26 protein-coding genes are annotated in these 24405 nt (G+C 72.5%); 12 read left to right on the top strand and 14 right to left on the bottom strand.

Translation table 11 applies throughout. The features are described 5' to 3' along the window. Nucleotides 1–34 precede the first annotated feature (34 nt). From ACLBX8_RS03345 to ACLBX8_RS03330, 4 genes are all read right to left on the bottom strand, one after another. On the bottom strand, nt 35–247 hold the full coding sequence (locus tag ACLBX8_RS03345) for a hypothetical protein (protein ID WP_447697912.1): 213 nt from the start codon (nt 245–247) through the stop codon (nt 35–37). A gap of 64 nt (nt 248–311) precedes the next feature. Next, nucleotides 312–590 (bottom strand): DUF2312 domain-containing protein, encoded by a 279-nt coding sequence (locus ACLBX8_RS03340; protein WP_026604676.1) that lies wholly within the window; start codon nt 588–590, stop codon nt 312–314. Between the two features lie 130 nt (nt 591–720). After that, on the bottom strand, nt 721–1029 hold the full coding sequence (locus tag ACLBX8_RS03335; protein WP_091677964.1) for a DUF1244 domain-containing protein: 309 nt from the start codon (nt 1027–1029) through the stop codon (nt 721–723). A 62-nt stretch (nt 1030–1091) separates the two neighbouring features. Continuing rightward, on the bottom strand, nt 1092–1856 hold the full coding sequence (locus tag ACLBX8_RS03330) for an N-formylglutamate amidohydrolase (RefSeq protein WP_447697911.1): 765 nt from the start codon (nt 1854–1856) through the stop codon (nt 1092–1094). A 190-nt stretch (nt 1857–2046) separates the two neighbouring features. Here ACLBX8_RS03330 and ACLBX8_RS03325 point away from each other — a divergent pair, with 190 nt between their 5' ends. The 3 genes from ACLBX8_RS03325 to pyk all read left to right on the top strand — a co-directional run bounded on the left by ACLBX8_RS03325 (nt 2047) and on the right by pyk (nt 5390). Next, nucleotides 2047–3366 carry a glycerate kinase type-2 family protein gene (locus ACLBX8_RS03325; protein ID WP_447697910.1) on the top strand — a complete coding sequence of 440 codons (1320 nt, stop codon included), beginning with the start codon at nt 2047–2049 and terminating at the stop codon, nt 3364–3366. Then, nucleotides 3332–3814, top strand: coding sequence for a DUF1036 domain-containing protein (locus ACLBX8_RS03320; protein ID WP_026604677.1), 483 nt, complete (start codon nt 3332–3334; stop codon nt 3812–3814). Before ACLBX8_RS03325 ends, ACLBX8_RS03320 begins: the two co-directional genes overlap by 35 nt. Before the next feature lie 139 nt (nt 3815–3953). Next, entirely contained in the window at nt 3954–5390 is a 1437-nt protein-coding gene (pyk, locus tag ACLBX8_RS03315; protein WP_447697909.1) for a pyruvate kinase, read from the top strand. A gap of 36 nt (nt 5391–5426) precedes the next feature. Here the strand turns inward: pyk and ACLBX8_RS03310 are convergent, their stop codons facing one another. The 6 genes from ACLBX8_RS03310 to ubiG all read right to left on the bottom strand — a co-directional run bounded on the left by ACLBX8_RS03310 (nt 5427) and on the right by ubiG (nt 9625). Then, nucleotides 5427–6443 carry an alpha/beta fold hydrolase gene (locus ACLBX8_RS03310; RefSeq protein ID WP_447697908.1) on the bottom strand — a complete coding sequence of 339 codons (1017 nt, stop codon included), beginning with the start codon at nt 6441–6443 and terminating at the stop codon, nt 5427–5429. Then, nucleotides 6440–7051, bottom strand: coding sequence for a tetratricopeptide repeat protein (locus ACLBX8_RS03305; protein WP_091924408.1), 612 nt, complete (start codon nt 7049–7051; stop codon nt 6440–6442). Before ACLBX8_RS03305 ends, ACLBX8_RS03310 begins: the two co-directional genes overlap by 4 nt. Nucleotides 7052–7189: 138 nt before the next feature. Beyond that, nucleotides 7190–7315 carry a type B 50S ribosomal protein L36 gene (gene ykgO, locus ACLBX8_RS03300; RefSeq protein WP_003601867.1) on the bottom strand — a complete coding sequence of 42 codons (126 nt, stop codon included), beginning with the start codon at nt 7313–7315 and terminating at the stop codon, nt 7190–7192. Nucleotides 7316–7490: 175 nt separating this feature from the next. After that, nucleotides 7491–8051 (bottom strand): PAS domain-containing protein, encoded by a 561-nt coding sequence (locus ACLBX8_RS03295; RefSeq protein ID WP_447714750.1) that lies wholly within the window; start codon nt 8049–8051, stop codon nt 7491–7493. A gap of 193 nt (nt 8052–8244) precedes the next feature. Continuing rightward, nucleotides 8245–8817 (bottom strand): YbhB/YbcL family Raf kinase inhibitor-like protein, encoded by a 573-nt coding sequence (locus ACLBX8_RS03290; protein ID WP_447714614.1) that lies wholly within the window; start codon nt 8815–8817, stop codon nt 8245–8247. 46 nt (nt 8818–8863) lie between these two features. Beyond that, on the bottom strand, nt 8864–9625 hold the full coding sequence (gene ubiG / locus ACLBX8_RS03285; RefSeq protein WP_447697906.1) for a bifunctional 2-polyprenyl-6-hydroxyphenol methylase/3-demethylubiquinol 3-O-methyltransferase UbiG: 762 nt from the start codon (nt 9623–9625) through the stop codon (nt 8864–8866). Between the two features lie 226 nt (nt 9626–9851). On the opposite strand from ubiG, the gene ACLBX8_RS03280 reads away from it, so the two are divergent. The 5 genes from ACLBX8_RS03280 (at nt 9852) to ACLBX8_RS03260 (ending at nt 17223) form a co-directional block, all read left to right on the top strand. Then, on the top strand, nt 9852–11087 hold the full coding sequence (locus ACLBX8_RS03280) for an aspartate kinase (protein WP_056521840.1): 1236 nt from the start codon (nt 9852–9854) through the stop codon (nt 11085–11087). Between the two features lie 186 nt (nt 11088–11273). After that, nucleotides 11274–13535, top strand: coding sequence for a phosphoenolpyruvate--protein phosphotransferase (ptsP, locus tag ACLBX8_RS03275; protein ID WP_020091506.1), 2262 nt, complete (start codon nt 11274–11276; stop codon nt 13533–13535). 221 nt (nt 13536–13756) lie between these two features. Further along, complete coding sequence (prfA, locus tag ACLBX8_RS03270) at nt 13757–14842, top strand: peptide chain release factor 1 (RefSeq protein WP_056521837.1); 1086 nt, start codon at nt 13757–13759, stop codon at nt 14840–14842. A gap of 8 nt (nt 14843–14850) precedes the next feature. Continuing rightward, nucleotides 14851–15750: a peptide chain release factor N(5)-glutamine methyltransferase gene (prmC, locus tag ACLBX8_RS03265; RefSeq protein WP_447714613.1), complete on the top strand. Its 900-nt coding sequence runs from the start codon at nt 14851–14853 to the stop codon at nt 15748–15750. Nucleotides 15751–16170: 420 nt separating this feature from the next. Next, nucleotides 16171–17223 carry a DUF4167 domain-containing protein gene (locus tag ACLBX8_RS03260; RefSeq protein ID WP_447714612.1) on the top strand — a complete coding sequence of 351 codons (1053 nt, stop codon included), beginning with the start codon at nt 16171–16173 and terminating at the stop codon, nt 17221–17223. 69 nt (nt 17224–17292) lie between these two features. On the opposite strand, the gene ACLBX8_RS03255 is transcribed toward ACLBX8_RS03260, so the two are convergent. The 4 genes from ACLBX8_RS03255 to ACLBX8_RS03240 form a co-directional block, all read right to left on the bottom strand. Then, complete coding sequence (locus ACLBX8_RS03255) at nt 17293–18054, bottom strand: hypothetical protein (RefSeq protein ID WP_447714611.1); 762 nt, start codon at nt 18052–18054, stop codon at nt 17293–17295. Between the two features lie 11 nt (nt 18055–18065). Beyond that, the gene (locus ACLBX8_RS03250) at nt 18066–18791 is read right to left on the bottom strand and encodes an RlmE family RNA methyltransferase (RefSeq protein ID WP_447714610.1); all 726 of its coding nucleotides are present in this window, start codon (nt 18789–18791) and stop codon (nt 18066–18068) included. 10 nt (nt 18792–18801) lie between these two features. Beyond that, nucleotides 18802–19884: a Ppx/GppA phosphatase family protein gene (locus ACLBX8_RS03245; protein ID WP_020091512.1), complete on the bottom strand. Its 1083-nt coding sequence runs from the start codon at nt 19882–19884 to the stop codon at nt 18802–18804. Between the two features lie 110 nt (nt 19885–19994). Further along, the gene (locus ACLBX8_RS03240; protein ID WP_012317168.1) at nt 19995–20468 is read right to left on the bottom strand and encodes a response regulator; all 474 of its coding nucleotides are present in this window, start codon (nt 20466–20468) and stop codon (nt 19995–19997) included. 314 nt (nt 20469–20782) lie between these two features. On the opposite strand from ACLBX8_RS03240, the gene ACLBX8_RS03235 reads away from it, so the two are divergent. The 4 genes from ACLBX8_RS03235 (at nt 20783) to ACLBX8_RS03220 (ending at nt 24256) form a co-directional block, all read left to right on the top strand. Further along, nucleotides 20783–21559, top strand: a complete 777-nt coding sequence (locus tag ACLBX8_RS03235) for a cold-shock protein (RefSeq protein ID WP_447696151.1) — start codon at nt 20783–20785, stop codon at nt 21557–21559. A 521-nt stretch (nt 21560–22080) separates the two neighbouring features. Beyond that, on the top strand, nt 22081–22392 hold the full coding sequence (locus ACLBX8_RS03230) for an iron transporter (RefSeq protein ID WP_447697901.1): 312 nt from the start codon (nt 22081–22083) through the stop codon (nt 22390–22392). A gap of 26 nt (nt 22393–22418) precedes the next feature. Beyond that, nucleotides 22419–23912: a PepSY-associated TM helix domain-containing protein gene (locus ACLBX8_RS03225; RefSeq protein ID WP_447697900.1), complete on the top strand. Its 1494-nt coding sequence runs from the start codon at nt 22419–22421 to the stop codon at nt 23910–23912. Further along, nucleotides 23909–24256 carry a DUF3325 domain-containing protein gene (locus ACLBX8_RS03220; protein ID WP_020091518.1) on the top strand — a complete coding sequence of 116 codons (348 nt, stop codon included), beginning with the start codon at nt 23909–23911 and terminating at the stop codon, nt 24254–24256. The genes ACLBX8_RS03225 and ACLBX8_RS03220 overlap by 4 nt, the downstream gene beginning before the upstream one ends. The last annotated feature ends 149 nt before the right edge of the window (nt 24257–24405 follow it).

The raw sequence follows: 24405 nt of genomic DNA, 5'->3' as shown, positions 1-24405 counted from the left end.
CGGGACACGGTCCCGAGGATCCGTCACGCGTCCGTCACGGCTCCGGATCGTGACGCGGATCGGTGGCGCGGACCTCCCGTCCGCGGCGTGTCCGCACTGCGTGCTCGGTCCGGCTCTTCATCGCCGAGAGGCTTCGCGGCAGCCCCTTGAGCGCCGCGACCATCCCGGTCATCGACGGCCCGAAGCGGGCCGGGGGACGGTTCACCGACGCCCGATCGCTGTTACCGACCGTCGCCTCGTCGAACACCGCTGTGCGGCTCCGTCGGATGCGGCAGGCGCGGACCGGGCGGACTTCTCGCCGCCCGTTCCGGCTACGCCATGCCGAGGGCTTGCATGTAGAGCTCGAGGATCGCCTCCTGCTCCTGGCGCTCGCTGTGGTCCTGCTTGCGGATGCGCAGGATCGTCCGGACGGCCTTCGCGTCGAAGCCCCGGCCCTTCAGTTCGGCGAACACCTCCTTGATGTCGCCCATGATGCCGGCCTTCTCCTCCTCGAGGCGCTCCAGGCGCTCGATGAACTGCTTCAGCTCGTCCGCGGCCACGCCCTCGGCCGACGAGACGTCGCCGCCGGGCCGCTGCGCGGCGGTGGGCATCGAATGGGCGTTCATGGGGCTCTCCCGAATGCACGGCGCGGTTGCGCCCTGGACCCGTGGTTAACGGGCCCGCCTTACCGGAAGCTTAGCCGATTCGTCGCCGTCCGGCCGCCGCATCAATGGTCCTTGATCAATGGTCCTTGGCCTGCGCGGCCGAGAAGCCCGCCTGCTGCTCCGCACTCGCCTCCGTCTGGAAGCGCGCCTTCCACTCGGCGTAGGGCATCCCGTAGACCGCCTCGCGGCTCGCGTCCTTGGTCAGCGCGACGCCCGTCTCGTCGGCGGCGTCCTTCAGCCAGTTCGACAGACAGTTCCGGCAGAAGCCCGCCAGGTTCATCAGGTCGATGTTCTGCACATCCGTCCGGTTGCGCAGATGCGCGACGAGGCGGCGGAAGACCGCGGCCTCGAGTTCCGTCTGGGTCCTGGGATCGATCTCGCTCATCGGTCGCAACTCTCTTCGGGTCGGGCGGGCCACACCCGATTTCGGGGTCGGCCCGGCGGAGATCAAGCCGCGAGCAGCGGGCGCAGCACGCGGGCGAAGCGCGCCGCCCACTCCGCCTGGCCGTCCGCGCCGGCGATCAGGTCCTGGCGGATCTCCACCAGCGCGTTCGCGAGGCCGCGCGCGGTGGCGTGGCGGTCGATCGTGTCGCCCGGCAGGCCGCCGCCGTAGGGCGCGTTGTCGCCGACGGTGAGCCCGGCCGGATCGGACTCCAGCGCGCGGATCAGCGGGCGGGCGAAGCGGTCGTCCCGGTCGTACAGGATCCCGACCTGCCAGGGCCGCGCGATTCCGCGCCAGTAGGGCGTGAAGCTGTGCATGGTCAGGAGCACGGGCGGCCGGCCCGCAGCCTGGGCGGCGGCGATCGCCTCGTCGATGGCCGCGTCGAACGGCGCGTAGAACCGCGCGATCCGGGCCTGTTTCCCGGCCTCGTCGATCCGGGCATTGCCCGGCACGACGGCGCCGTCGGACAGGCGCATCACCAGGGTCGGATCGGCGCGCCCGCGATTCGGGTCGATGATGAGGCGGGAGAAGTTCGTCAGGATCGCCGGGGCGCCGAGCTGCGCCGCGAGGCTCCGCGTCACCGCCGCCGCGCCGATGTCGTAGGCGATGTGCCGGGCGTATTCCGACGCGGGCACGCCGAGCGCGATGTCCGGCGGCACGAAGTTCGAGGCGTGGTCGCAGGCGATGACGAGGCCGCAGGCGGGGTCGCCGGGAATGATCTCGCAGGGATGCGCGGGCGGGACGGCCGATTCTGTCTCCGGACGGGTCACGGGGCTCCGAGGTCTTCAGAGAGGTCTTCAGATCTGTGCGAGGGCACCGATGGCGCTTGCCGTCGCGCGGCCGCTCGGGCAGATCACCTATCAAGGATCGTGCGCTCACGGCAAGAAACGGGCCCGCCGCCCAGGGAAGAAACGGGCGGGGATCGCGCGACACAATGGAGAGAGGAGCCCGTTCGACGTCATGACCGACACCGTTCCGCCCGTCACCGACGCGGCCACCCGGGACCAGCGCGCGCTCCTCGATTCGATCCTCACGGCCGCGATCCGCGCCGCCCATCCGGATCTCTGCCTGCCGCCGCACCTGCCGGAGCCGAGCCCGGGCCGCCTGATCATCCTGGCCGCCGGCAAGGCCGCGGGCAGCATGAGCGCCGTGGCGAGCCGCTTCTACCGGCAGAAGCACGGGCTCGGTGACGACCGGATCGTCGGCCTCGCGGTGGCGCGGCACGGCTACGGGCAGGAGGCGCCGGGGATCCACATGGTCGAGGCGGGCCACCCGGTCCCCGATGAGGCCGGCATCTCGGCGACCCGCGAAGCGCTGCGGCTCGCCACCGAGGCCGGGCCCGACGACGAGGTCCTGGTGCTGCTCTCGGGCGGCGGCTCGGCCAACTGGATCGCCCCCGCCGGCGACCTCACGCTGATCGAGAAGCAGGCGATCACCCGGGCGATGCTCCGGTCCGGCGCGCCGATCGGCGAGATCAACACGGTGCGCAAGCACATCTCGCGGATCAAGGGCGGCCGCCTGGCCCTCGCGGCCCGCAATGCCCGGCGCGTCCTGACGCTGGCGATCTCCGACGTGCCCTTCGACGATCCGGCGGTCATCGCCTCCGGGCCGACCGTGCCCGATCCGTCGACCCTGGCCGATGCCCGGGCCATCTGCGAGAAGCGCGGCATCCCGCTGCCCGAGGAGGCGGTGCGCCTCCTGAACGACCCCAACAACGAGACGCCGAAGGCCGGCGATCCCGCCTTCGCCCGCGCCGAGTACCGCATCATCGCCCGGCCGATCGACGCCCTGAACGCCGCCGCCGAGGCGGCCCACGCGGCCGGCTACGAGCCGATCCTCCTGGGCGCCGACCTGGAGGGCGAGGCCCGCGAGGTCGCGGCCGAGCACGCGGCCGAGGCCAAGCGCCACAAGGCGGCCGGCAAGCGCGTCGCGCTGATCTCCGGCGGCGAGCTCACCGTCACCATCCGCGGCGAGGGCCATGGCGGCCCGAACCAGGAATACGCCCTGGCGCTGGCGGTCGCGCTCGACGGCGAGCCCGGCATCTTCGGCATCAGCGCCGACACCGACGGGACCGACGGCGGGCGGGGCCTCGCCACCGACCCGGCGGGCGGCCTCGTCGACCCCACGACCCTCGAACGGGCCCGGGCCGCCGGCCTCGACCCGGCCGCGATGCTGGAGCAGAACGACTCCACCGCCTTCTTCGCGGCCCTCGGCGACCTCGTGAACCCCGGTCCGACCTGTACCAATGTCAACGACTGCCGCATCATCCTCGTCAATTAGCTCTCGCGTCTCGGCGGCTCAGCTCCTCCCGGCAGTCACGGTCCTCGGCCTCGCGCTCCTCGGCGCGAGCCCCGCCCGGGCGGACCTGCGCCTGTGCAACCAGACCGCTAGCAAGGTCGGGATCTCGCTGGGCTACCGCGATCCCCAGGGCTGGGTGACGGAGGGCTGGTGGGATCTGGCGCCGAAGGCCTGCGAGACGCTGCTCAAGGGCGCGCTGGCGGCGCGGTTCTACTACGTCTTCGCGGTCGACTACACGCGCGGCGGCGAGTGGAGCGGCCGTTCGCTGATGTGCACCCGCGATTCGGAGTTCACGATTCGCGGCATCGAGGATTGTCTCGCCCGCGGCTACGACCGCAACGGCTTCTTCGAAGTCGACACCGGCGAGCAGAAGAGCTGGACCATCCAGCTCACGGATCCGAACCGGCCGGACGCGCCGGCGAAACCGTAATGTGAAGGCGGCGGCCGAGACTGCGGTCTTGACGCTGTCCGGCCCGAGATGCTCACAGCCGATCTGCGCTCCCTGAGCCAGATCTTTCAACCGCCGGCGCTCGACGCCGCGCGGCAACGAGAACACGGAGGAAATACGCTTGAAACGGTCCCGCCGCACGAAGATCGTCGCCACCCTCGGTCCGGCCTCCGATTCGCCGGAGATGATCGAGCGGCTGTTCCGCGCGGGCGTCGACGTATTCCGGCTCAACATGAGCCACCTTCCGCGCGAGAAGCTGCCCGAGAAGGTGGAGGCGATCCGCACCATCGAGCGCGAGGCCAAGCGGCCGATCGGCATCCTGGTCGACCTGCAGGGACCCAAGCTGCGGCTCGGCACCTTCGCGGAGGGCGCCGCGATGATCGAGGCCGGTGCCACCTTCGTGCTCGACGGCGACCCGACGCCCGGCGACGTCGCGCGCTGCCACCTGCCGCATCCGGAGATCCTCGAGGCGCTGGAGCCGGGCCACGCCATCCTGGTCGACGACGGCAAGCTGCGGCTGACCGTGCTCGAGACGGCGCACAACCGGGCCGTGACCCGCGTCGAGGTCGGCGGCCGGATCTCGAACCGGAAGGGCGTGTCCCTGCCGCACACCGTGATCCCGGTGCCGGCGATGACCGACAAGGACCGGGCCGACCTCGATGCCGGCCTGAACGCCGGCGCCGACTGGATCGCCGTCTCGTTCGTCCAGCGGCCCGAGGACGTGGCCGAGGTGAAGAAGGTCTGCGCCGGCCGCGCCCTGGTGATGGCCAAGATCGAGAAGCCGCAGGCGCTGGCGCGCCTCGACGAGATCATCGAGATCTCCGACGGGCTGATGGTCGCCCGCGGCGACCTCGGCGTGGAGATGCCCCTGGAGCAGGTGCCGGGCGTGCAGAAGCGCATCACCCGCGGCGCCCGGCGCTACGGCAAGCCGGTGGTCGTCGCCACCCAGATGCTCGAATCGATGATCACCGCGCCGGTGCCGACCCGGGCCGAGGTCTCCGACGTCGCCACGGCGGTCTACGAAGGGGCGGACGCCGTGATGCTCTCCGCGGAGAGCGCCTCGGGCGCCCACCCGATCGGGGCCGTGGAGACCATGAACCGCATCGCCGAGCAGGTGGAGCGGGACGCGATCTACTGGTCGATCATCCGGGCGCAGAGCGCGACCCCCGACGAGACGGCCGCCGACGCCATCGCGGCGGCGGCGCACCAGATGGTCGACGCACTGAGCCTCGACGCGATCATGGCCTGGACCAATTCCGGCTCGACGGCCCTGCGCCTGTCGCGCGAGCGCCCGAATGCCACCGTGATCGCGCTGACGCCGCGGCGCGAGACCGCCCGCCGCCTCGCCCTGGCCTGGGGCACGCACCCGATCGTCACCAAGGACGCGAGCGACGTGGACGACATGTCGTTCCGCGCCGCCAAGTTCGCGGTGCGCGAGAAGTTCGCTGCCGTGGGGGACCGGGTGATCGTCGTGGCCGGCCTGCCGTTCGGCACGCCGGGCGCCACCAACCTCGTGCGGCTGACCTTCATCACCCGCGAGCACGCCGAGAAGGCGTGACCGCACCCGGCTAGGAGAGCGGGACCGGCCGGCGCGTCAGTGCGCGACGGCCGGCTCCGGACCGGCCGCGCCCGTCGCGCCGGCCAGCCGGGCGACCTCCTCGGCGACCCGATCGGCGGCGACGTACTGGAGCATGTGGCCGATGCCCGGCAGCAGTACCAGCCGCGCGCCGGGGATCGCGCGGGCCAGCGGCACCGCCTGCGTGTCGGCGCGGACGATCGGGTCCGCCTCGCCGGAGATCACCAGGGTGGGCACGCGGATCGCGCCGTAGCGCGGGCTCTGCGCCGCGAGGGCGCGCGGCAGGCCGAGCAGGTCCTGGACGTTGGCGAGGAGCGTTCCGGGCCGCAGGACCAGGTCCGACCGCGCCAAGTCCGGGTAATCCGCCCGCGGCGGTTGCGGCTGGAAGACCCGGCGCGCCGCCTCGGGCAGGAAGTGTCGCGCGATGGGCGGCCCGACCGTCCGGCTGAGCAGCCACGCCACCGGCGGGGTCACGGCGAGCCGCCAGTACCAGGGCAGATCGGGCATCTGGTTCGGCATGGGCATCGCTACCGGCGCCGCGAGGGCGAGGGCCGAGACCCTGTCCGGGTGGTCCAGGGCCAGGGCCAGGGCGAGGGCGCCGGCCCAGGAATGGCCGAAGACGAGCGCCGGGCCGACACCCATCCGCTCCAGCGCTTCGGCGATCAGGGCGGCCTGCGCCGCGGGGGACGCGGTGTCGCCGCCGCCGATCCGGTCGCTCCAGCCGAAGCCCGGCCGGTCGAACGCGATGACCCGGAAACCCCGCGCCGCGAGCCGGCGGCCGATCCCCTCCATGGGATCCGACGCGTTGGCCGAAGCGCCGTGCAGGAGCACGACGGGCGGCCCGTCGGCCGGTCCGTCCTGCAGGGTCGCGAGGCGGCCGCCGGTCACCGCCACGAACGGGCCGGCCGGCGGGTTGGCTGCGCCGACCCGCAGGGTGATGATTAGCGTCGCGAGCGCGCCGGCCGCGAGGACGAGCCCTGCGAGGGCGAGGGGCAGGGCCAGGAGGGTGAGGAGGACGGCGGTCACCCGGCTCACAGGTCGCGGCCGTCGACCTCCGGAGTGAGGCGGTTGATCGCCTCGCCGATCTTCTCCATCTGCGGGTAGAGCGACCGCGCCCGCCGGAAGGCGGCGAGCGCCCGCGCCTTGTCGTCGAGCGATTCGTAGATCCGGCCCATCGCGGCCCAGGCCTCGAAATGGCGCGGCTCCAGCACCAGGGCCCGCTGCAGGTCCGCCAGGGCGTCGTCCTTGTCGGACAGGAGCCAGAACACCGTCGCGCGCCGGTTCCAGCCCTCCGACCAGTTCGGTTCGAGGGCGGTGACGCGGTCCATCAGCTCGGCCGCCAGGGGGAAGTCGTGTGCGGTGACCGCCTGACGGGCGCGGTCGGTGAGGAGGTCGGCGGTCGGGCTGCCCGACCCGGCCATGCGCCGCTCGATCAGCCGGGCGATGCCCTTGGCCTCGGCCGGGTCCTCGCTGGCGCGCAGGCGGGCGAACAGGTCGTCCAGGCTCGGCGGCTTGGGCGCCGGCTTCCCCTCGGGCGCGGCGCGGCCGGAACGCCCGGCCTCCGGGGCCGCCCGCGCCGCCGGGATGTCCAGGGCGAGGGCCGACAGGCAGACCAGGGCGGCGAGGAGGCGGGTCGGCGTCATGCGGCCAGACTGTGCGCCGGCCCGGGATCCGTCAACGTGCCGCGGTGCCGCGCGCATGCGGAAACGGCCGCGCCCCTTCGGGTACGGCCGTCCCAACGTCGATCGTCGTCCGACCCGGCCTGACCGGGCGGAGCGGCCTCAGCCCTGGCGGGCCTTGAAGCGCTTCTGGGTCTTGTTGATCACGTAGACCCGGCCCTTGCGGCGCACGAGCTGGTTGTCGCGGTGGCGGCCACGCAGGGACTTGAGGGAGTTGCGGATCTTCATGGGTCTCTCGAGCCCGGAGGGCCGTCCGTTGTGTAGGGTGTCGGGAACGTGGTCACGAGGCTGGACGCGGGGTCGCGTCCGGCGATCACGGCTCACGCATCGCGGGATGGCGCGGCCATATCAGGATTCGCCCCCGGAAGGCAAGGCGCGCCGGGCATCGAGCGGAGGGGGCGGCTCAGTGAACCCTGTCGAGATCCGGCACCGCCGGTGCCAGCACGAGCTGCCGGCCGATCTCGTGCAGCAGCACGTCGAGCAGCGGCTTCAGGCGCTCGAACCCCGGCTGGGGCAGGCCGTCCTCGGCGGCGTTGTAGAGGGCCAGGGCCATCTCGGCGACCCGGTCGATGCCGCCGGCCGCCACGTCGGTCGCGCAGAAGGCGGATTCGTCGAGGAAGCCGTCGCGGCCGCACTCGGTCACGTCGATGACGATCCCGTGGGCCTCGCTGACGCCGCCCTGCGCGTCGAGGATGAAGCGGCCGCGCGCGAGGATCCACCGGACCTCGCCCGGCTCCGGGACGGTCCGGTACTGCGCGATGTACAGGCCGCCCTGCCGGCGGAGTTCATCGAGGGTCGACGCGATCCGACGCTGATCCTCCGGGTGGATGCGGTCCAGGAAGCTTCCGAAGGTCGTGCCGCTGCCGCTTCTCGTCCTGGGCAAGCCCAGCATGGTCGCGGCGACGGGGTCACACCGCAGAACATCGTCGGCGATGTGCCAGGTCCAAGTCCCGACATCCGACACAGCGAGCGCGCGCGCCACACTGCTGCCGCCCCGCCGCTTCGTGCGCACGCCGACGCCCACAGGCTCGATCTCCAGCCATTTTCAGGCGGTCTGCCCAGACCGCTTCGTTGGTCGACACAATACTGAGATCACGAATGCGGCACAACGCGCGAGTTCTGCAGGGCTGAGCTGTATCGCACCGGTATAGGTCGGATCAGGGACGATGGTAAACGCCGGTCAATATCCCCTTCGCGAGGACCTGACCGCGCATGGCCTCGATCAGCGCGCCGCGGCCCGGCGCCTCGGCGAGGGCGAGGGGCTGACGCAGCGCGTAGATCTGGAAGAGGTACGGGTGAGGCCCGTGGCCGGTGGGCGGGTCCGGCGGCAGCCACTCCGCGCGCAGGAAGCTGTTCCGGCCCACGGCCTCCAAGGTGCCCGCGTGGCCGGGCCCCGGCAGCGCGCCCTCCGGCAGACCGGCGGGCTCCGGCGGGACCGACCAGGCGATGAGATGGACCAGCGGCTGGGGCGTCGGGCTGCCCGCATCCTCCACGAGGAGGACGAGGGCGGCGGTACCCGCCGGCAGCCCGCTCCAGGCGAGGGGCGGCGACACGCCCGCGCCGTCGGCCGTGAAGCGCGCGGGCAGCTCCGCCCCGTCGGCGAAGGCCGGGCTCGACAGCGTCACGGTCTCGGGCACGTCGGGGAAGTCCGCGCGGGTCGTCGTCTTCTCCAGGCCCGCCTTCAGCCCCGACAGCGCCTCGCCGAGCACACCGGGAATCTTCTCGAGCATCGCCGCCTCCTCCGCCGCGATGGCAACGGCGGAGGACGCGACCCGTTCACGCCGACCGCTCGGCCGCGACCATGTAGTTCACCGCCTTGTCGCGGCTGGTGCGCCACCCGTCCGTCAGCGGGTTGTAGACGACGCCGACCGTGTCGGTGACGTCGAGACCGCCGGCCCGGATCGCGCGGGCGAGCTCGTCCGGCGTCACGAACTTCTCCCAGTCGTGCGTGCCGCGCGGCAGCCAGCCGAGCACGTACTCGGCACCGACGATGGCGAGCGCGAAGGAGCGCAGCGTGCGGTTGAGGGTGGCTCCGAACAGCAGTCCGCCGGGCTTCACCGCCGCGCAGGCGGTCCGCACGAAGGCCGGCATGTCGGAGACGTGCTCGACGACCTCCATGATCAGCACCGCGTCGAAGCTCTCGCCGCCGGCGACCACCGCCTCGATGGTCTGCCCGCGGTAATCCACCGGCACCCCGGCCGACTCGGCGTGGGCCCGGGCCACCGCGACGTTCTGCTCGGCCGGGTCGAGGCCGGTGACCCGGGCGCCGAGCCGGGCCAGCGGCTCCGAGAGGACGCCGCCGCCGCAGCCGACGTCGCAGATCGTCAGCCCGTCGAGGGGGAAGGGCGCCTTCGGGTCGCGGCCGAACCTGCGGCAGAGGGCGTCGCGGATGTAGGTGAGCCGCACCGGATTGAACCGGTGCAGGACGCGCATCGGGCCGGTCTCGTCCCACCACGTGGCGGCGAGCGCGTCGAAGCGCGCGACCTCGCCGCGGTCGACGAACCCTTCCGTGACCCGGTCCGTGGCTGACCTGTCCATGCGTGTTCCGTCCTCATGCCGGCGGGTGGGATCCGCCGCGCGGCGTCTTGGCCGCGTCGTGCCCGCGCTCTAGCACGGCGATCGCCCGGAAGTCGCCGCGGCGCGCGGGCGCCATGCTTGGCCGGTTGTTGACACTCCTACGAGCCGCTTGTACCCGCCGGGCACCGTCCGGACGGGGCTGCAGCGGCCCGTCCAATCGCCACCGGGAACCCGCGACCGAGAGACCATGCCCCGTCTGGTGATGAAATTCGGCGGCACCTCCGTCGCCAACGTCGACCGCATCCGCAACGTGGCGCGCCACGTCGCCCGCGAGGTGGCGGCCGGCTACGACGTCGCCGTGATCGTGTCCGCCATGTCGGGCAAGACCAACGAACTGGTCGACTGGGTCAAGGACGCGAACCCGATCTACGATCCGCGCGAGTACGACGCCGTCGTGGCGTCCGGCGAGCTCGTCACCGCCGGCCTCCTGGCGATCGCCCTCCAGAAGGACGGGCTCAAGGCCCGCTCCTGGCAGGGCTGGCAGATCCCGGTCGTGACGTCGGACGCGCACGGCTCGGCCCGCATCGCCGACATCGACCCGAAGAATCTCGAGGCGGGCTTCGCCAAGGGCGAGGTCGCGGTCATCGCCGGCTTCCAGGGTGTCCACGACGAGACCGGCCGCGTCACGACGCTCGGCCGCGGCGGCTCCGACACCTCCGCGGTGGCCGTGGCGGCCGCGATCGGGGCCGAGCGCTGCGACATCTACACGGACGTCGACGGCGTCTACACCACCGATCCGCGCATCGTCCCGAAGGCCCGTCGCATGGAGCGGGTCACCTTCGAGGAGATGCTGGAGATGGCCTCACTGGGCGCCAAGGTGCTGCAGGTCCGCTCGGTGGAGCTCGCCATGGTCCACCGGGTGCCGACCACGGTCCGGTCCTCCTTCGATCCGCCGGACGCCGCGCGCCCGGGCACCCTCATCTGCGACGAGGACGACATCGTGGAACAGCAGATCATCACCGGGATCGCCTTCTCCCGGGACGAGGCGCAGATCACCCTGCGCAAGGTCAAGGACAGCCCGGGCGTCGCCGCCGCGATCTTCGGGCCGCTGGCGGATGCCAACATCAACGTGGACATGATCATCCAGACCGTGTCGGGCGACCAGTCGACCACCGACATGACCTTCACGGTGCCGTCCGCCGAGTACGAGCGGGCCCGGAAGATCCTCGACGAGGCCCGCGCGCAGATCGGCTACGCGCAGATCGAGGGCGCCACCGACGTGGTGAAGGTGTCGGCGATCGGCGTCGGGATGCGCAGCCACGCGGGCGTCGCCGCCAAGGCGTTCCGGGCGCTCGCCGAGAAGGGCATCAACATCCGCGCGATCACCACCTCGGAGATCAAGTTCTCCGTGCTGATCGACGCCGCCTATACGGAGCTTGCCGTGCGCACGCTTCACTCGCTATACGGCCTGGATCAGGCCTGAGCCTGGGACGCGGGTTCGAGCGGGGCGCGTGGTGTGAACTGAACAGTCACGGGCCGATCCGCCGATCCCAGAACGCCTCTGGGACCAGCGACCCGGTCCATCCGGCGCCGGCCGTCCCGGGTCTGGCGCCAAGGTTGCAGGGTGGTCGACGCCAAGGCCGCTCACCGACGCTGGAACGACGAACCGATGCCCGCTGCGCCCGGAGGCCCGCGCCTGCTGCTGCGCCGCCTCCGCGAAGCGATGGCGGAGCCGGTCAGCCCCCAGGCGCGCCTCGACCGCATCGTCGTCCTGATCGCCGCCAACGTGGTGGCCGAGGTCTGCTCGGTCTACGTGCTGCGCGACGACAACACCCTCGAGCTGTTCGCCACGGAAGGTCTGAACCGCGAGGCGGTGCACCAGACCCGCATGCGCACCGACGAGGGCCTCGTCGGCCTCATCGCGCGCACGGCGGAGCCGCTCTCCCTCTCGGACGCCCAGAACCACCCGGCCTTCTCGTACCGGCCTGAGACGGGCGAGGAGGCCTACCACGCCTTCCTGGGCGTGCCGCTGCTGCGCGCCGGCAACACGCTCGGCGTCCTGACGGTCCAGAACAAGACCTACCGCGTCTACTCCGAGGAGGAGATCGAGGCGCTCCAGACCACCGCCATGGTGCTCTCGGAGATGATCGCGTCGGGCGAGCTGGAGGGGCTCGCGCCGGACGCCGGCACCGCGGCCCGCCGCCCGGTCCTGGCCCGGGGCATCGCCCTCGCGGACGGCATCGGCCTCGGCTACGTGGTGCTGCACGAGCCCCGCGTCGTGGTGAAGACGCTGATCGCCGAGAACGTCGAGCGCGAGGTCGCGCGCCTCGACGCGGCGATCGAGGAGGTCCGCTCGGCGATCGACGCCCTGGTGGAGCGCGGCGACCGGATCGGCACGGCGGAGTCCCGCGAAGTCCTCGAGACCGTCCGGATGTTCGCCCACGACAAGGGCTGGCTCCGCCGGATGCGCGAGGCCGTGGGCTCGGGCCTGACCGCGGAGGCCGCGGTCGAGCGGGTCCAGTCGGACAACCGCGCCCGGATGATGCGGCAATCGGATCCGTACCTGCGCGAGCGGCTGCACGATCTCGACGACCTCGCCAACCGCGTCCTGCGCACGCTGATCGGCCCCGAGGCGGCCGGCGCCCTGGTGCTGCCCGAGAACGCCATCCTGGTGGCGCGCACCATGGGGCCGGCGGCGCTCCTCGACTACGAGGCCTCGACCCTGCGCGGCATCGTCCTGGAGGAGGGCGGTCCGACCAGCCACGTCGCCATCGTCGCCCGGGCGCTCGGCATCCCGGCTGTGGGCGAGGTCGAGAACGCCACCGCCCTGTGCGACGCCGGCGACGCGATCATCGTCGACGGCGTGGCCGGCGAGATCCATGTCCGGCCCGGTCCCGAGGTCGAGGCCGCCTACGCCGAGATGGTGCGCCTGCGCGCCCGCCGGCAGGAGCAGTACCGGGCGCTGCGCGACGTCCCGGCCCAGACCCGCGACGGCGTGCGCGTCGGCCTGCACCTCAACGCCGGCCTGCTGGTGGATTTCAGCCACCTGCAGGAGACGGGGGCCGAGGGCGTCGGCCTGTTCCGCACCGAGCTGCAGTTCATGGTGGCGCAGCGCATGCCGTCGGCGGCCGAGCAGGAGGAGCTGTACCGCAAGGTCTTCGCGGCCTCGGCCGGCAAGTCCGTCACGGTCCGCACCCTCGACATCGGCGGCGACAAGATCCTGCCCTACATGGCCAAGCTCGAGGAGGAGAACCCGGCGCTGGGCTGGCGGGCGATCCGCATCGGCCTCGACCGGCCGGCGCTGCTGCGCATGCAGCTGCGCGCCCTCCTGAAGGCCGCCGACGGCGACCCGCTCAAGATCATGTTCCCGATGGTCGCCACGGTGGACGAGTTCGTGCGCGCCCGCGGCATCGTCGAGCGCGAGAAGGCCTACCTCAAGCGCCACGGCTACCGGCTCCCGACCGATTGCCGCCTCGGCGCGATGATCGAGGTGCCCTCGCTCCTGTTCCAGATCGACGAGATCGCCAAGGAGGCCGACTTCCTCTCGGTCGGCTCGAACGACCTGATGCAGTTCCTGTTCGCGGTGGACCGCGAGAACCGGCGGGTCGCCGACCGGTTCGATCCGCTGAGCGTCGCGGCGCTGCGCGCGTTCCGTCTGATCGCCGAGCGGGCCAACGCGGCCTCCTGCCCGGTGACGGTGTGCGGCGAGATCGGCGGCCGGCCCCTCGACGCCATGGCGCTGATCGGCCTCGGCTACCGACAGCTGTCGATGTCGCCGGCCGCCATAGGCCCGGTCAAGGCGATGGTGCTGAGCCTCGACGCGGCCGCGATCGCCGCGCTGATCGACGCCGAGATGGCGCGGATGCACGACGGCGATTCCCTGCGCCCGGCGCTGACGGCCTTCGCGCACGCGCACGGCATCCCTATCTAAGCGCGAACGCGACCCTTGCCGAACATTCGGCCGGGGTTGTACGGCAACGCCACGACGATTTCGGTCGACGCGCCGCGGCTTCCGCTCTCGGACGGACGAGGCGTGGATTTGGGGGACGTCCTGCCGGGTCCTAAACCCTCCAAGCCACGCAGCTCCGTCCCGCAGGACGAGACGCGCGCCCGGCCCGGAACCGCACGCGCAGACCTGCAGAAACACGGGCGATGATCCCCTTTCCCACCGAGCGCCTCGACGCCATCCTGGCGCGGCACGACATCGTCACCGCGCAGCTCGCCTCCGGCGAGATCGATCCCGAGACGGTGGTCCAGCTCTCCCGCGAGCTGTCCGACCTCGACCCGGTCGTGGCGGCGATCCGCGCCTACCGCGCCGCCCTGGAGAACCTCGCGGGCGTCGAGGCCCTGATCGACGAGCCCGGCACGGATCCGGAGATGCGGGCCCTCGCCGCCGAGGAGAAGCCGGAGGCGCAGGAGGCGCTCGAGGCCGCCCACCGGGACCTCCAGCTGCTGCTCCTGCCCAAGGACGCCGCCGACGAGAAGAGCGCGATCCTGGAGGTCCGCGCCGGGACCGGCGGCGACGAGGCCGCGCTGTTCGCCGGCGACCTGTTCCGGATGTACGCGAAGTACGCCGAGTCGAAGGGCTGGCGGGTCGAAGTGATCTCCGAGAGCGAGGGCACGGTCGGCGGCTTCCGCGAGGTCGTGGCCGAGGTGAAGGGCCGGGGCGTGTTCGCCCGCCTCAAGTTCGAGAGCGGCGCCCACCGCGTCCAGCGTGTGCCCGACACCGAGACGCAGGGCCGGATCCACACCTCCGCCGCCACCGTCGCGGTGCTCCCGGAGGCCGAGGAGGTCGACATCCACGTCAACGACGCGGACCTGAAGATCGACACGATGCGGGCCCAGGGCGCGGGCGGCCAGCACGTCAACAAGACGGAATCGGCGATCCGGATCACGCACCTGCCGACCGGCATCGTGGTCTTTGTCCAGGAGGAGCGGTCGCAGCACAAGAACCGGGCCCGTGCCATGGCGCTCCTGCGGGCGCGGCTCTACGACGCCGAGCGCAGCGCCAAGGATTCGGCCCGGGCGGCCGACCGCAAGGCGCAGGTCGGCTCCGGCGACCGCAGCGAGCGGATCCGGACCTACAACTTCCCGCAGGGCCGCGTGACCGACCACCGGATCAACCTGACCCTCTACAAGCTCGAGGAGGTGATGGCCGGGACCGCCCTCGACGAGGTGGTGGACGCCCTCATCACCGAGCACCAGGCGGAATTGCTGGCCGCCGAGGGCATGGCCTGATCCGCGCCGTGACGCCGGACGCGATGCAGGACCTGACCCGCCGCGAGGCGCTGCGCGCGCTGACGGCGCGCCTGCACGCCGGTGGCGTCGCCGAGGCGGCGGGCGACGCCCGGTTCCTGCTGCTCGGCCTCCTCGACCTGGAGACCCGCGACCTGCTGATCGAGGGAGATCGCCGCGTCGGCGCGGCGGGTGCGGCCGCCCTCGCGGCGGCGCTGGCCCGGCGGCTCGCCGGCGAGCCGGTCGCCCGCATCCTCGGCGCCTGGGAGTTCTGGGGCCTGCCGTTCCGGCTGGGCCCCGACACGCTCGTGCCGCGCCCGGACACGGAGATCCTGGTCGAGGTCGCGCTGGCGGCGCGGCCCGAGCGCGCCGCTCCGCTCCGCTGCCTGGACCTCGGGACCGGGACGGGCTGCATCCTGACGGCCCTCCTGTCCGAGCGGCCGCGGGCCACCGGCGTCGGGCTCGACCGCTCCGAGGGCGCCCTGCGCGTCGCCCGGGACAACGCCGTCTTGAACGCCGTCGACGACCGGGCGCGCTTCGTCGCCGGCGACTGGTGCGACGCCCTGCGCGGCCGCTTCGACCTCGTGGTCTCGAACCCGCCCTACATCGCCCGCGCCGTGATCGCGACCCTGGCGCGCGAGGTCCGCGGCCACGACCCGGAGGCCGCCCTCGACGGCGGCACCGACGGACTCGACGCCTACCGGCGGATCCTGGACGGCGCGGGCGCGCGTCTCGCCCCGGGCGGCCTGCTCGTGCTCGAGATCGGCTACGATCAGGCGGCGGCCGTCACGGAGCTCGCGCGCGCCGCCGGCTATCGCGAGCGCGGGCTGACCCGCGATCTTGCCGGTCATGACCGAGTCCTGTGTTTCGACCGGCCGGAGGGTCTTTTATCCGGCCACAGGGATGCCTAAGTCTGGGTCGACCATCCCGGCACCGAAAAATTGCTTGTTGCATCAACCGGGGAACGCTAGAGTCGGCTTGAAGATCGCGAACCGTCCGTTAAGACGGACGGCTGTAAGGTCGGTGGTGACCATGGGTCACCGATTGGTTCGCTGATCCCCCTAACCCGTCGAACCAGAACGCGCCGGTGCCAGCGCGGCGGGACGACACATTCGAACCTGACAATCGACTGAGGATCGGCGGCCTTCACCGGGCGCCCGGTTCGAGGGGTGGTCAGGCAGACGCGCGGACCGAAGAGCGGTCCCACGCGCGGCGCCGCCGGATGCGCTTGGCCGGTTCGCGCCACGAGATCCGCCCGGGCGCCTCCGTAGACAGTCGTTTGCGTGAACGAGGGTCATAACAGACCGATGAGACCAAACCAGAATCGACGGATGCGCGGCCGGAACCGGCCGAAGGGTCCGAATCCGCTGACGCGCTCCTACGAATCCAACGGTCCCGACGTCAAAATCCGCGGCACCGCGCAGCACATCGCCGACAAGTACGCGCAGCTCGCGCGGGATGCCCTTGCCGCCGGCGATCCGGTCGCCGCCGAAAACTACTTTCAGCACGGCGAGCACTACTTCCGTATTGTCTCCGGTGCGCAGGACCAGAATCGACCGGCTAACACCGGTGGCTATGCCAGTCGTCCCTACGACGACGACATGGACGAGGGCGACGACGACGCTCAGGGCAATGGCGGGTCGCAGAACGGTCATGCCTATAACGGCTACGACGACAATGATCCCGGCCAGCAGCCGCAGCCCTACGAGAGCCGTCCGGACGGGAATCAGGACGGCCGCCAGGGCCGCGACCGGTTCCAGAACCGCGATCAGCGCCGGTTCGACAACAACGGCCGTCAGGACTACCGGCGCCAGGACCAGCCACGTCAGGATTATCAGCGCCAGGACTACCAGCGTCAGGATTATCGCCAGGAGAACCGGCAGGATCGTCAGGACCGCCAGGATTACGGCCGTCCGGACTACCGCCAGGAGCGGCACGAGGGCCGGCCGGATCGCCAGGACCGTCCGGACAATCGGCAGGATGGCCGCCAGGACACGCGTCCGGACAACCGTCAGGACAATCGCGGCGACCAGGGCCGCTACGAGAACGGGCGCGGCGATGCCCCGCGCGCCGAGGCCCGGCAGGAGGCCCGTCCCGAGGCTCGCCCGGAGCGGGCCCCCCGCGCCGAGGCCGCGCCGCGCCGCGAGCGCCGCCGCGAGACCGCGCCCGCCGCGGAGGCCGAGGAGCCCACGGGCCTGCCGGCCTTCCTGATGGCGCCCGCGCGCCCCGCGCCCGCGGTCGAGCCGTCGAGCGCTCCCGAGCCCGAGGCGGCGGCCGACGAGGCTCCGGCCGCCAAGCCCCGCCGCCGTCGGCGCCCGCGCTTCGAGAGCGCCGCGGACGAGGGCGGCGCGACCTCGCCGGCGGCGGACGTGCCGACCGAGTGATCCGACATCGCGGATGACGTTGAAGCGAGGCCGTCCCGGGAAACCGGGGCGGCCTTCTTCTTTCGCGGCTCAGCGCGCAGACCGCCGCGCGGCCTTCCAGTCCGGGTAGGCGTGCATGCGGTGGATCAGGCGGCGACGCCGGCCGATCTCGCCGAACGGTGCGATCTCCCAGTCCCAGGCTTCCGGCGCGGGCGGCAGCGTGATCCCGAACAGCAGGTCGGCGCTGTCGACGGTCCGGCCCGCCCAATCCTCCTCGCGCTGCACCGTGTCGGTGATCAGGCAGACGCGCTCGACGCGCCCGGCGAGCGCGTCGAGCGCCGCCAGGTGAGTCTCGACGAGGTGCGCGCCGAGTCGCGGGGGGGCCTCGCGGCCCCGGGTCTCGTGGGCCTCGATCGGGAGGAGCGGGATCTGCGACAGCAGATTCGCCGAGACGATCAGGTCGGCGTCCGCGCAGAGGTCGGCCCAGGCCCCCGCGAGACCGGCGCTGATCTCCGCGGTCGCCAGCGCGACGTTCGGGACGCGGCGGGCGGCGAGGCGCGCCGGCCAGGGATGGACGGCGTCCACGAGGCTGACCCGGTCGAACAGTCGCGCGAGCGCGTCGAGCGGTACGTCGTCGAGCAGGCCCGAGCCCAGCACCACCGCGTGCCGGCGCTGCCGGGTCGCTTCGGCCGCCGCCGCGATCACGGATCGGGCCCGCGCGAGGTGCGGCGCCCAGGCCGCCCGGCAGCGGCGCGAGCGGGCGTGGAGCAGGCCGCTCTGGCGGACATAGCCGAGCCGGCGCAGGGGCAGCGGCGCCGGGTTGAGGACGGACAGGGCCCAGGCGAGGAGCATCGCCGGGCGGCTCAGCCCTCGTCGGCGGACGCGGCCCGGCCCGGCGCACCCCGGTAACCGGTCGCGAGGACGTAGAGCTCGCTCGAATCGGCCCGGCTCGCGGCCGGCTTGACGTGCCGGACCGTGGCGAAGTCGCGCTTCAGGTCGGTGAGCAGCGCGCCCTCGGTGCCGCCCTGGAGCACCTTGGCGAGGTAGGCGCCCCCGGGGCCCAGGATCTCGCGGGCGAACTCCGCCGCCGTCTCGGCGAGGCCGATGATCCGCAGGTGGTCGGTCTTCTTGTGGCCGGTGGCGTTGGCGGCCATGTCGGACATGACGAGGTCGGCGGGGCCGCCGAGCATGCCGGTCAGCCGGACAGGCGCCTCGGGGTCGAGGAAGTCCAGGGTGATGAACTCGACCCCGGCCATCGGCTCGATCTCCAGGAGATCGATGCCTACGACGCGGCCCGTCGGCCCGACCACCCGCGCGGCCACCTGCGACCAGCCCCCCGGCGCGGCGCCGAGGTCCACGATCTTCTGGCCGGGCCGCAGGAGCTTGTAGCGCTCGTCGATCTCCAGGAGCTTGTAGGCCGCCCGCGACCGGTAGCCCTCGCGCTTGGCGCGGGCCACGTAGGGATCGTTGAGCTGGCGCTCGAGCCAGCGCTTCTGGGACAGGGTCCGTCCGCGGCCGGTCTTCACCCGCTGCTTCAGTTCGCCCCGGACACCGCCGCCGGAACTCGCGCCGCCGCGCCGGTCGCTCATCGCGCCGCCCTCATCGGACCGCCTTCCGGTTCCAGACCCCGTCCTCCCGCATCATGTTCATCAGCAATCCTTCGCGCAGGCCGCGGTCGGCGATGCGCAGGCGCTCCGAGGGGAACGCCCTGCGGATCGCCTCGAGGATCGCGCAGCCCGCGAGCACAAGATCGGCGCGGTCGCGGCCGATGCAGGGGTTGTCGGCGCGCTGCTCCAGGCGCGTGTCGAGCAGGTCGTCGATCGCGGTCGAGACCGCGTCGTCGCTCATCCACAGCCCGTCGACCCGCCGACGCTCGTAGCGGGCGAGGCGCAGATGCATCGCCGCGATGGTCGTCACGGTGCCGGACGTGCCGAGCAGATGGAAATGCGGCGCCGTCGCCGCGGGCGCGGCGCGGAGCGCGAAGGCCGAGAGCTTCTCGGCCACCTCCTCGACCATGCCCTCGAACATACGCCGGGTGACCTCGGCGCCGCCGTGGCGCTCGGCGAGCGTGACCACGCCGACCGGCAGCGAATCCCAGGCCCGGATCCGAAGCGTCGGGTCGGTCGACGGGTTGGCGGCCGCCCCGTCAAGCCACGCGATTTCGGTCGAGCCGCCGCCGATGTCGAAGATGATGACCGATTCGGCCAGCGGGTCCGCGAGCGCCGCGCAGCCGGTGACCGCGAGATACGCCTCCGTCTGCCGGTCGACGATCTCGAGGTCGAGACCCACGCCGCGGCGGACGCGCTCCACGAAGGCGGCGCCGTTCACCGCGAGGCGGCAGGCCTCCGTGGCGATGATCTTGGCCCGCTGCACCCCGCGGGCCTGCATCTTGGCCCGGCAGATCCGCAGGGCCTCCACGGTCCGCTCGATCGCCGCCTCGCTCAGGCGGTCGGACGTGCCGAGGCCCTCGCCGAGGCGCACGATCCGCGAGAACGCGTCGATCACGCGGAAGCCGCTGAAGGTCGGCTCCGCGACCAGCAGGCGGCAATTGTTGGTGCCGAGGTCGAGCGCCGCGTAGGCGGCGCGGCGACGCTCGCGGCCCGGCACGGGGGCTTGCGTCTGGAGCGGCACCGCGCCGGTCTGGATTCGGGACGGCGCGGCCGCGGCGGTCTCGTCCCTCATCGGCGCGGCCGTCGATCCTTCGGGTCGGCCCTGAGCAGCGCGCTCGGACTCTGTTGAACTGCGACCCTACAGGCTCGGTGGGGAACTGCAACGCCCCATCGCGGTCGCGCTCAGGCGACGGCCTTCATCGCGCTGGCCCGGCGCGGGATCGGCCGCAGGAGGCTCTTCACCTGCGAGTAGGGGCGGGGCCGGTTGATCACCTCGTCCAGCCGCGACCACAGGGTCTTGGGCGAGAACGGCTTGGCGATGATCTCGTTGACGCCGAGCGCCACCGCCCGGTCGACCACGTTCCGGCGGGGCTGGGCCAGCATCAGGATGATCGGGATCGTGGGGCAGGGGGAGGTGGTCGGGGTCCGCGCGAGCCGGATGAACTCCTCGCCCGACAGGATCGACAGGTCCCAGTCGATGATGCTGATGTCGGGCTTGCTCTCGGCGAGCACGCCCAGCGCCTCGGCCCCGTCCGGCGCCTCCAGCACGCGCTTGATGCCCACGCGCATCAGCATGTCGCGCACGATTCGGCGGATGTAGAGACTCTCGTCGACCACAAGAGCGGAGAGATCGGGGAAAGTCGGTGTCGCGATCATGGCCGGCCGGTTCTGCGGGGCGCGGGGCAGAGCCTAGCCGGACAGCCTTTGCGTTTCGCTAACGCCTTCCCTCGAATGAGAAAGGGCCGGCCCGGGAGCGAGGGCGGACTCCGTTGTTTGCCGCAAGAAAGTAACGAAACGGGCGCCTCTGAGCCAAGAAGGTCCTTGCGGTCAAGGCCCGATTGCGTCAGGACTGGGGCGTTATTCTTGGTTACCGCGACCTGGGGTAATGATAGTGCGGGGCGTGGGCTGTCTGGGATGGCGCGCACGCGGTATTCGAGACAAGGGCGGCGGACGGTTTTTGCGAGCTTTCTATGGGACGTGGTCGTGATTTCAGAGGGCCGCAGAAGCGCGGCTTCGACGAGAGTGGCGAGCCGAGATGGCCTGATCAGGCTCCCCCCAGCGGCGGATACGGCGGCGGCGGTTTCGGCGGTGGCGGCGGTGGTTTCGGCGGGGGCGGTTTCGATCGCGGCCCGTCGCGTGGCGCGGCTCCCGTCGCGTCCGGACCGGAGCGCGATGCGACGGTCAAGTGGTTCAACAAGGAGAAGGGCTTCGGCTTCGTCGAACTCGGCGACGGTTCGGGCGATGCCTTCCTCCACATCCGCGCTGTCGAGGCGGCCGGCCACGACGATCTGATGCCGGGCACCCGGCTGACGGTCACGACGGCCCAGGGTCAGAAAGGCCCGCAGGTCACGAGCGTCACCAGCGTCGACACCTCCACGGCCGAGGCGCCCGCGCCCCGGCGTGAGTTCCGTCCGCGCACCGGCGGCTTCGGGGCCGGCGGCGGCTACGGCGACCGCGATCGCGGTGGTTACGGTGGCGGCGGCGGCTACGGCGGCGGCGGTGGTGGCGGCGGTGGCCGTTTCGCCAGCGGCCCGTCGGTCGAGATGAGCGGCACCGTGAAGTGGTACGATCCCGCCAAGGGCTTCGGCTTCGTCTCGGTCAACGACGGCGGCAAGGACGTGTTCGTGCACCGCTCCGCGCTGTCCCGCGCCGGTCTCGATTCGCTCGCCGAGGGCCAGCAGGTCACGCTCGGCGTGGTCGAGGGCCAGAAGGGCCGTGAGGCCCAGAGCATCAACGTCGAGGATTGAGGATCCCGCGGCGGTCTCTTTGCCGCGGCGTTCCGCGAAGATCATGAGGCGGCGGCTCCGAGCGGGGCCGCCGCCTTTCTCGTTCGGGGACGATCGATGCGCCGCCTTGTGCTGTCCACGGCCCTGGTGCTGCTCGCGGGAACTGCGCGAGCGGAGGACTTCACGGGCTTCTACGCGGGGTCAACGCCGGCTACGGCTGGGGACACGCGCGCCGGCCGCGCGGCCGGCCCTGTGCCCGGATCGGCCGCGGCGTTCAGCAAACCCGACCCCGGGGCCGATCTGCCGCCGAGCGCGCGGAATGCGGCCGTGGCGATCCGCAGGCCGAGCCGCGACGGCGCGTCGGGAACCGCCGGCCCGTAGCGCGGGGCGGCGAGCGTCGGATCCGACCTCGGGACGCGCCGCTTTCCGGCGTCCTAAACGCCTCTTTTCACACTGGAATCGTTCCGGAACATAGGCGTTGCGCGGCGGCCCGGACCGCTGGTACGTCGCGCCATGGGCTCACGGGAACGAGGGATGGCGCCATGAGCGCCCGCGCCATGCCGACGCTGGCCGACCGCGCGGCGGTCGCCGGCCGGGTCTTGCTCGCGATCCTCGGCGGCTACGCGGTCGCCGCCCTGTCGAGCGCGCTGCTGGCCCTGGTTCTTCCGTTCCCGCGGGCCGAGGCGGTCTCGGCCGGGACGCTGGCGAGCTTCGCCATCATGGCGGGGGCGGCGATCTGGGTGTTCGCGGCCCGCACGCTCGGCCGGGCGACCCTCGTCCTGGGGCTGACGGCGCTCCTGCTGACCGGGGCCCTGTGGCTCGCCGGCGCCTTCGCGCACGGGGCGGCCGCGTGAGCCCGGCGCGGAGTGTCCGCCAGGCGATGGCGTGGCTGCACACGTGGTCCGGCCTCGTGGTCGGCTGGGTGCTGTTCGCGATCTTCGTCACCGGCACCGCCAGCTATTACCGCACCGACATCTCGCACTGGATGCGGCCCGAACTGTCCGCGACCGCACCGGATCCCGCCGCAGCGGCGACGCGGGCCGGGGCGTTCCTGCGCCGGATCATGCCGGACGCGGCCGGATGGTCGGTCAAGCTGCCGAATGCCGAGACCCCGGCCGTCGAGGTCTACTGGTGGCCGCGTCCGGGTGGCCCGTTCCACCACGCGCTCCTCGATCCCGCCACGGGCGAGCCCGCGCGCATCCGCGACACGCGCGGCGGCGACTTCCTCTACCGATTCCACTTTGAGCTGAGCCTGCCGCCGATCTGGGGTCGCTGGATCGTCTCGGCCTGCGCCATGGTCCTGCTGATCGCGCTGATCTCCGGGATCGTGACGCACCGGCGCATCTTCGCCGACTTCTTCACCTTCCGGCGCGACCGCTCTGCGCAGCGCGGCTGGCTCGACGCCCACAACGTGGTCGGCGTCCTGGCGCTGCCGTTCCACCTGATGATCGTCTACACGGGCCTCGTCACCCTGTCGGCGATGCTGATGCCCTGGGGCATGAAGGCCGTCTACGGCGACGACATGCTGCGCTACTACGCCGAGGCCGGCCTGGCGATCCCGGGCGCGGCCCCGGTCGGGCGCCCCGGCACGCCGCTGCCGCTCGGCGAGATCGTCGCCCGCGCGACGGCCGCCGGGGGCGAGGTGCCCGAGGTGGTGCTGGTCACGCGGCCGGGCGACGCCGGCGCCACCGTGACGGCGTATTTCGAGGAGCCGCACGGGCTCGCGCACCTGCACCCGCAGATCGCCTATGCGGCCGATACCGGTTCGGAGATCGCCCGGGTCGGCGAGGCCGGCGCGGCGACCCGGACCGGGGCCGTGATGGTGGGGCTGCACGAGGCGCACTTCGCCGCCGCGCCCCTGCGCCTCCTGTTCTTCCTCTGCGGCGTGATGGGTGCCGCCACGGTCGCCAGCGGCCTCGTGCTCTGGACCGTGGCCCGGGCGCCGAAGGGCGCGGATCCCGAGGGTTTCGGCCTGCGTCTCGTGCGGTTCCTCAACCTCGGCACCATCGCGGGTCTGCCGGTGGGCCTCGCCGCGTATTTCCTGGCGAACCGTCTGCTGCCCGACGGGCTCGGGGCCCGGGCGGACTGGGAGGTGCGCGCCTTCTTCGCCGCCTGGCTCGTGGCCGCCCTCGCGGCGTCCCTGTACCCGCGTAGGCGCGCATGGTCGCTCGCCCTGGCGGTGCCGGCCTGCGCCTTCCTGGCGATCCCGCTGGTGGACGTGATCCTCATCGGCCAGCAGCGCTTCCTCGCCTTCGACGCCGCCATGGCGGCCGTCGGCCTCGCGCTCGGCCTCGCGGCCCGGCTGGCCACGCGGCGGGGCGTGGCCGCGGCCCGTCCGGCCAAGGTAACCCTGTCCCGGACGGTCGAAGCATGACAGCCGCCGCGCTGATCCTCAGCCTGCTCCTGAGCTTCTCGGGCTTCGCGGCCCTGGCCCTCAGCCTCGACCGGCACCACCGGGCCGCCTACCGCGTCGGCGTGCCGAAGGCGCGGGTCGGCAGCCTGCGGATGGCGGGCTGGTGCGGGCTCGGCCTCTCGTTCGCGGCGGCCGTCGCGGCGGGGGGCTGGAATTTCGGCCCAGTGCAGTGGGTCGGATCGTTGACGGGCTCCGCCCTCGCCGTGGTGGCGATCGTCGCGTACCGGCCCACGTGGCTGCGGAACGCGGCCCTGGCGGCGCTTCCGCTCGCGGCGGCGTCCGTTCCGCTGGCCCTGCTCGGCTGAGGAACAGCGCGCCGATTCGGCACATCATCGATTCGGCCGGTCGCCGGGTCTGGCCGATCGTCGCGCGGCGGCCGGCCGGACGGTGCCGGAGACGAGGCTCTTTTGCCCGCTCGCGATGATGCCGGGAAGCGCGTAGGATCGGCGCACTC

The sequence above is a fragment of the Methylobacterium sp. D48H genome (assembly GCF_053345715.1).
Note: the sequence above shows the minus strand (reverse complement) of the source record. Positions and strands in the feature narration are given on the sequence as shown.

What these genes read in the sequence shown, in the direction of transcription:
- ACLBX8_RS03320 (WP_026604677.1), top strand. Translation starts at nt 3,332, where the DNA reads ATGTCAACGACTGCCGCATCATCCTCGTCAATTAGCTCTCGCGTCTCG.
- ACLBX8_RS03340 (WP_026604676.1), bottom strand. Translation starts at nt 590, where the DNA reads ATGCCCACCGCCGCGCAGCGGCCCGGCGGCGACGTCTCGTCGGCCGAG.
- ACLBX8_RS03225 (WP_447697900.1), top strand. Translation starts at nt 22,419, where the DNA reads ATGGCGTGGCTGCACACGTGGTCCGGCCTCGTGGTCGGCTGGGTGCTG.
- ACLBX8_RS03245 (WP_020091512.1), bottom strand. Translation starts at nt 19,884, where the DNA reads ATGAGGGACGAGACCGCCGCGGCCGCGCCGTCCCGAATCCAGACCGGC.
- ACLBX8_RS03250 (WP_447714610.1), bottom strand. Translation starts at nt 18,791, where the DNA reads ATGAGCGACCGGCGCGGCGGCGCGAGTTCCGGCGGCGGTGTCCGGGGC.
- ubiG (WP_447697906.1), bottom strand. Translation starts at nt 9,625, where the DNA reads ATGGACAGGTCAGCCACGGACCGGGTCACGGAAGGGTTCGTCGACCGC.
- ACLBX8_RS03290 (WP_447714614.1), bottom strand. Translation starts at nt 8,817, where the DNA reads ATGCTCGAGAAGATTCCCGGTGTGCTCGGCGAGGCGCTGTCGGGGCTG.
- ACLBX8_RS03235 (WP_447696151.1), top strand. Translation starts at nt 20,783, where the DNA reads ATGGGACGTGGTCGTGATTTCAGAGGGCCGCAGAAGCGCGGCTTCGAC.
- ykgO (WP_003601867.1), bottom strand. Translation starts at nt 7,315, where the DNA reads ATGAAGATCCGCAACTCCCTCAAGTCCCTGCGTGGCCGCCACCGCGAC.
- ACLBX8_RS03260 (WP_447714612.1), top strand. Translation starts at nt 16,171, where the DNA reads ATGCGCGGCCGGAACCGGCCGAAGGGTCCGAATCCGCTGACGCGCTCC.
- ACLBX8_RS03305 (WP_091924408.1), bottom strand. Translation starts at nt 7,051, where the DNA reads ATGACGCCGACCCGCCTCCTCGCCGCCCTGGTCTGCCTGTCGGCCCTC.
- ACLBX8_RS03255 (WP_447714611.1), bottom strand. Translation starts at nt 18,054, where the DNA reads ATGCTCCTCGCCTGGGCCCTGTCCGTCCTCAACCCGGCGCCGCTGCCC.
- ACLBX8_RS03240 (WP_012317168.1), bottom strand. Translation starts at nt 20,468, where the DNA reads ATGATCGCGACACCGACTTTCCCCGATCTCTCCGCTCTTGTGGTCGAC.
- ACLBX8_RS03335 (WP_091677964.1), bottom strand. Translation starts at nt 1,029, where the DNA reads ATGAGCGAGATCGATCCCAGGACCCAGACGGAACTCGAGGCCGCGGTC.
- ACLBX8_RS03220 (WP_020091518.1), top strand. Translation starts at nt 23,909, where the DNA reads ATGACAGCCGCCGCGCTGATCCTCAGCCTGCTCCTGAGCTTCTCGGGC.
- ptsP (WP_020091506.1), top strand. Translation starts at nt 11,274, where the DNA reads ATGCCCGCTGCGCCCGGAGGCCCGCGCCTGCTGCTGCGCCGCCTCCGC.
- ACLBX8_RS03325 (WP_447697910.1), top strand. Translation starts at nt 2,047, where the DNA reads ATGACCGACACCGTTCCGCCCGTCACCGACGCGGCCACCCGGGACCAG.
- ACLBX8_RS03280 (WP_056521840.1), top strand. Translation starts at nt 9,852, where the DNA reads ATGCCCCGTCTGGTGATGAAATTCGGCGGCACCTCCGTCGCCAACGTC.
- ACLBX8_RS03230 (WP_447697901.1), top strand. Translation starts at nt 22,081, where the DNA reads ATGAGCGCCCGCGCCATGCCGACGCTGGCCGACCGCGCGGCGGTCGCC.
- prfA (WP_056521837.1), top strand. Translation starts at nt 13,757, where the DNA reads ATGATCCCCTTTCCCACCGAGCGCCTCGACGCCATCCTGGCGCGGCAC.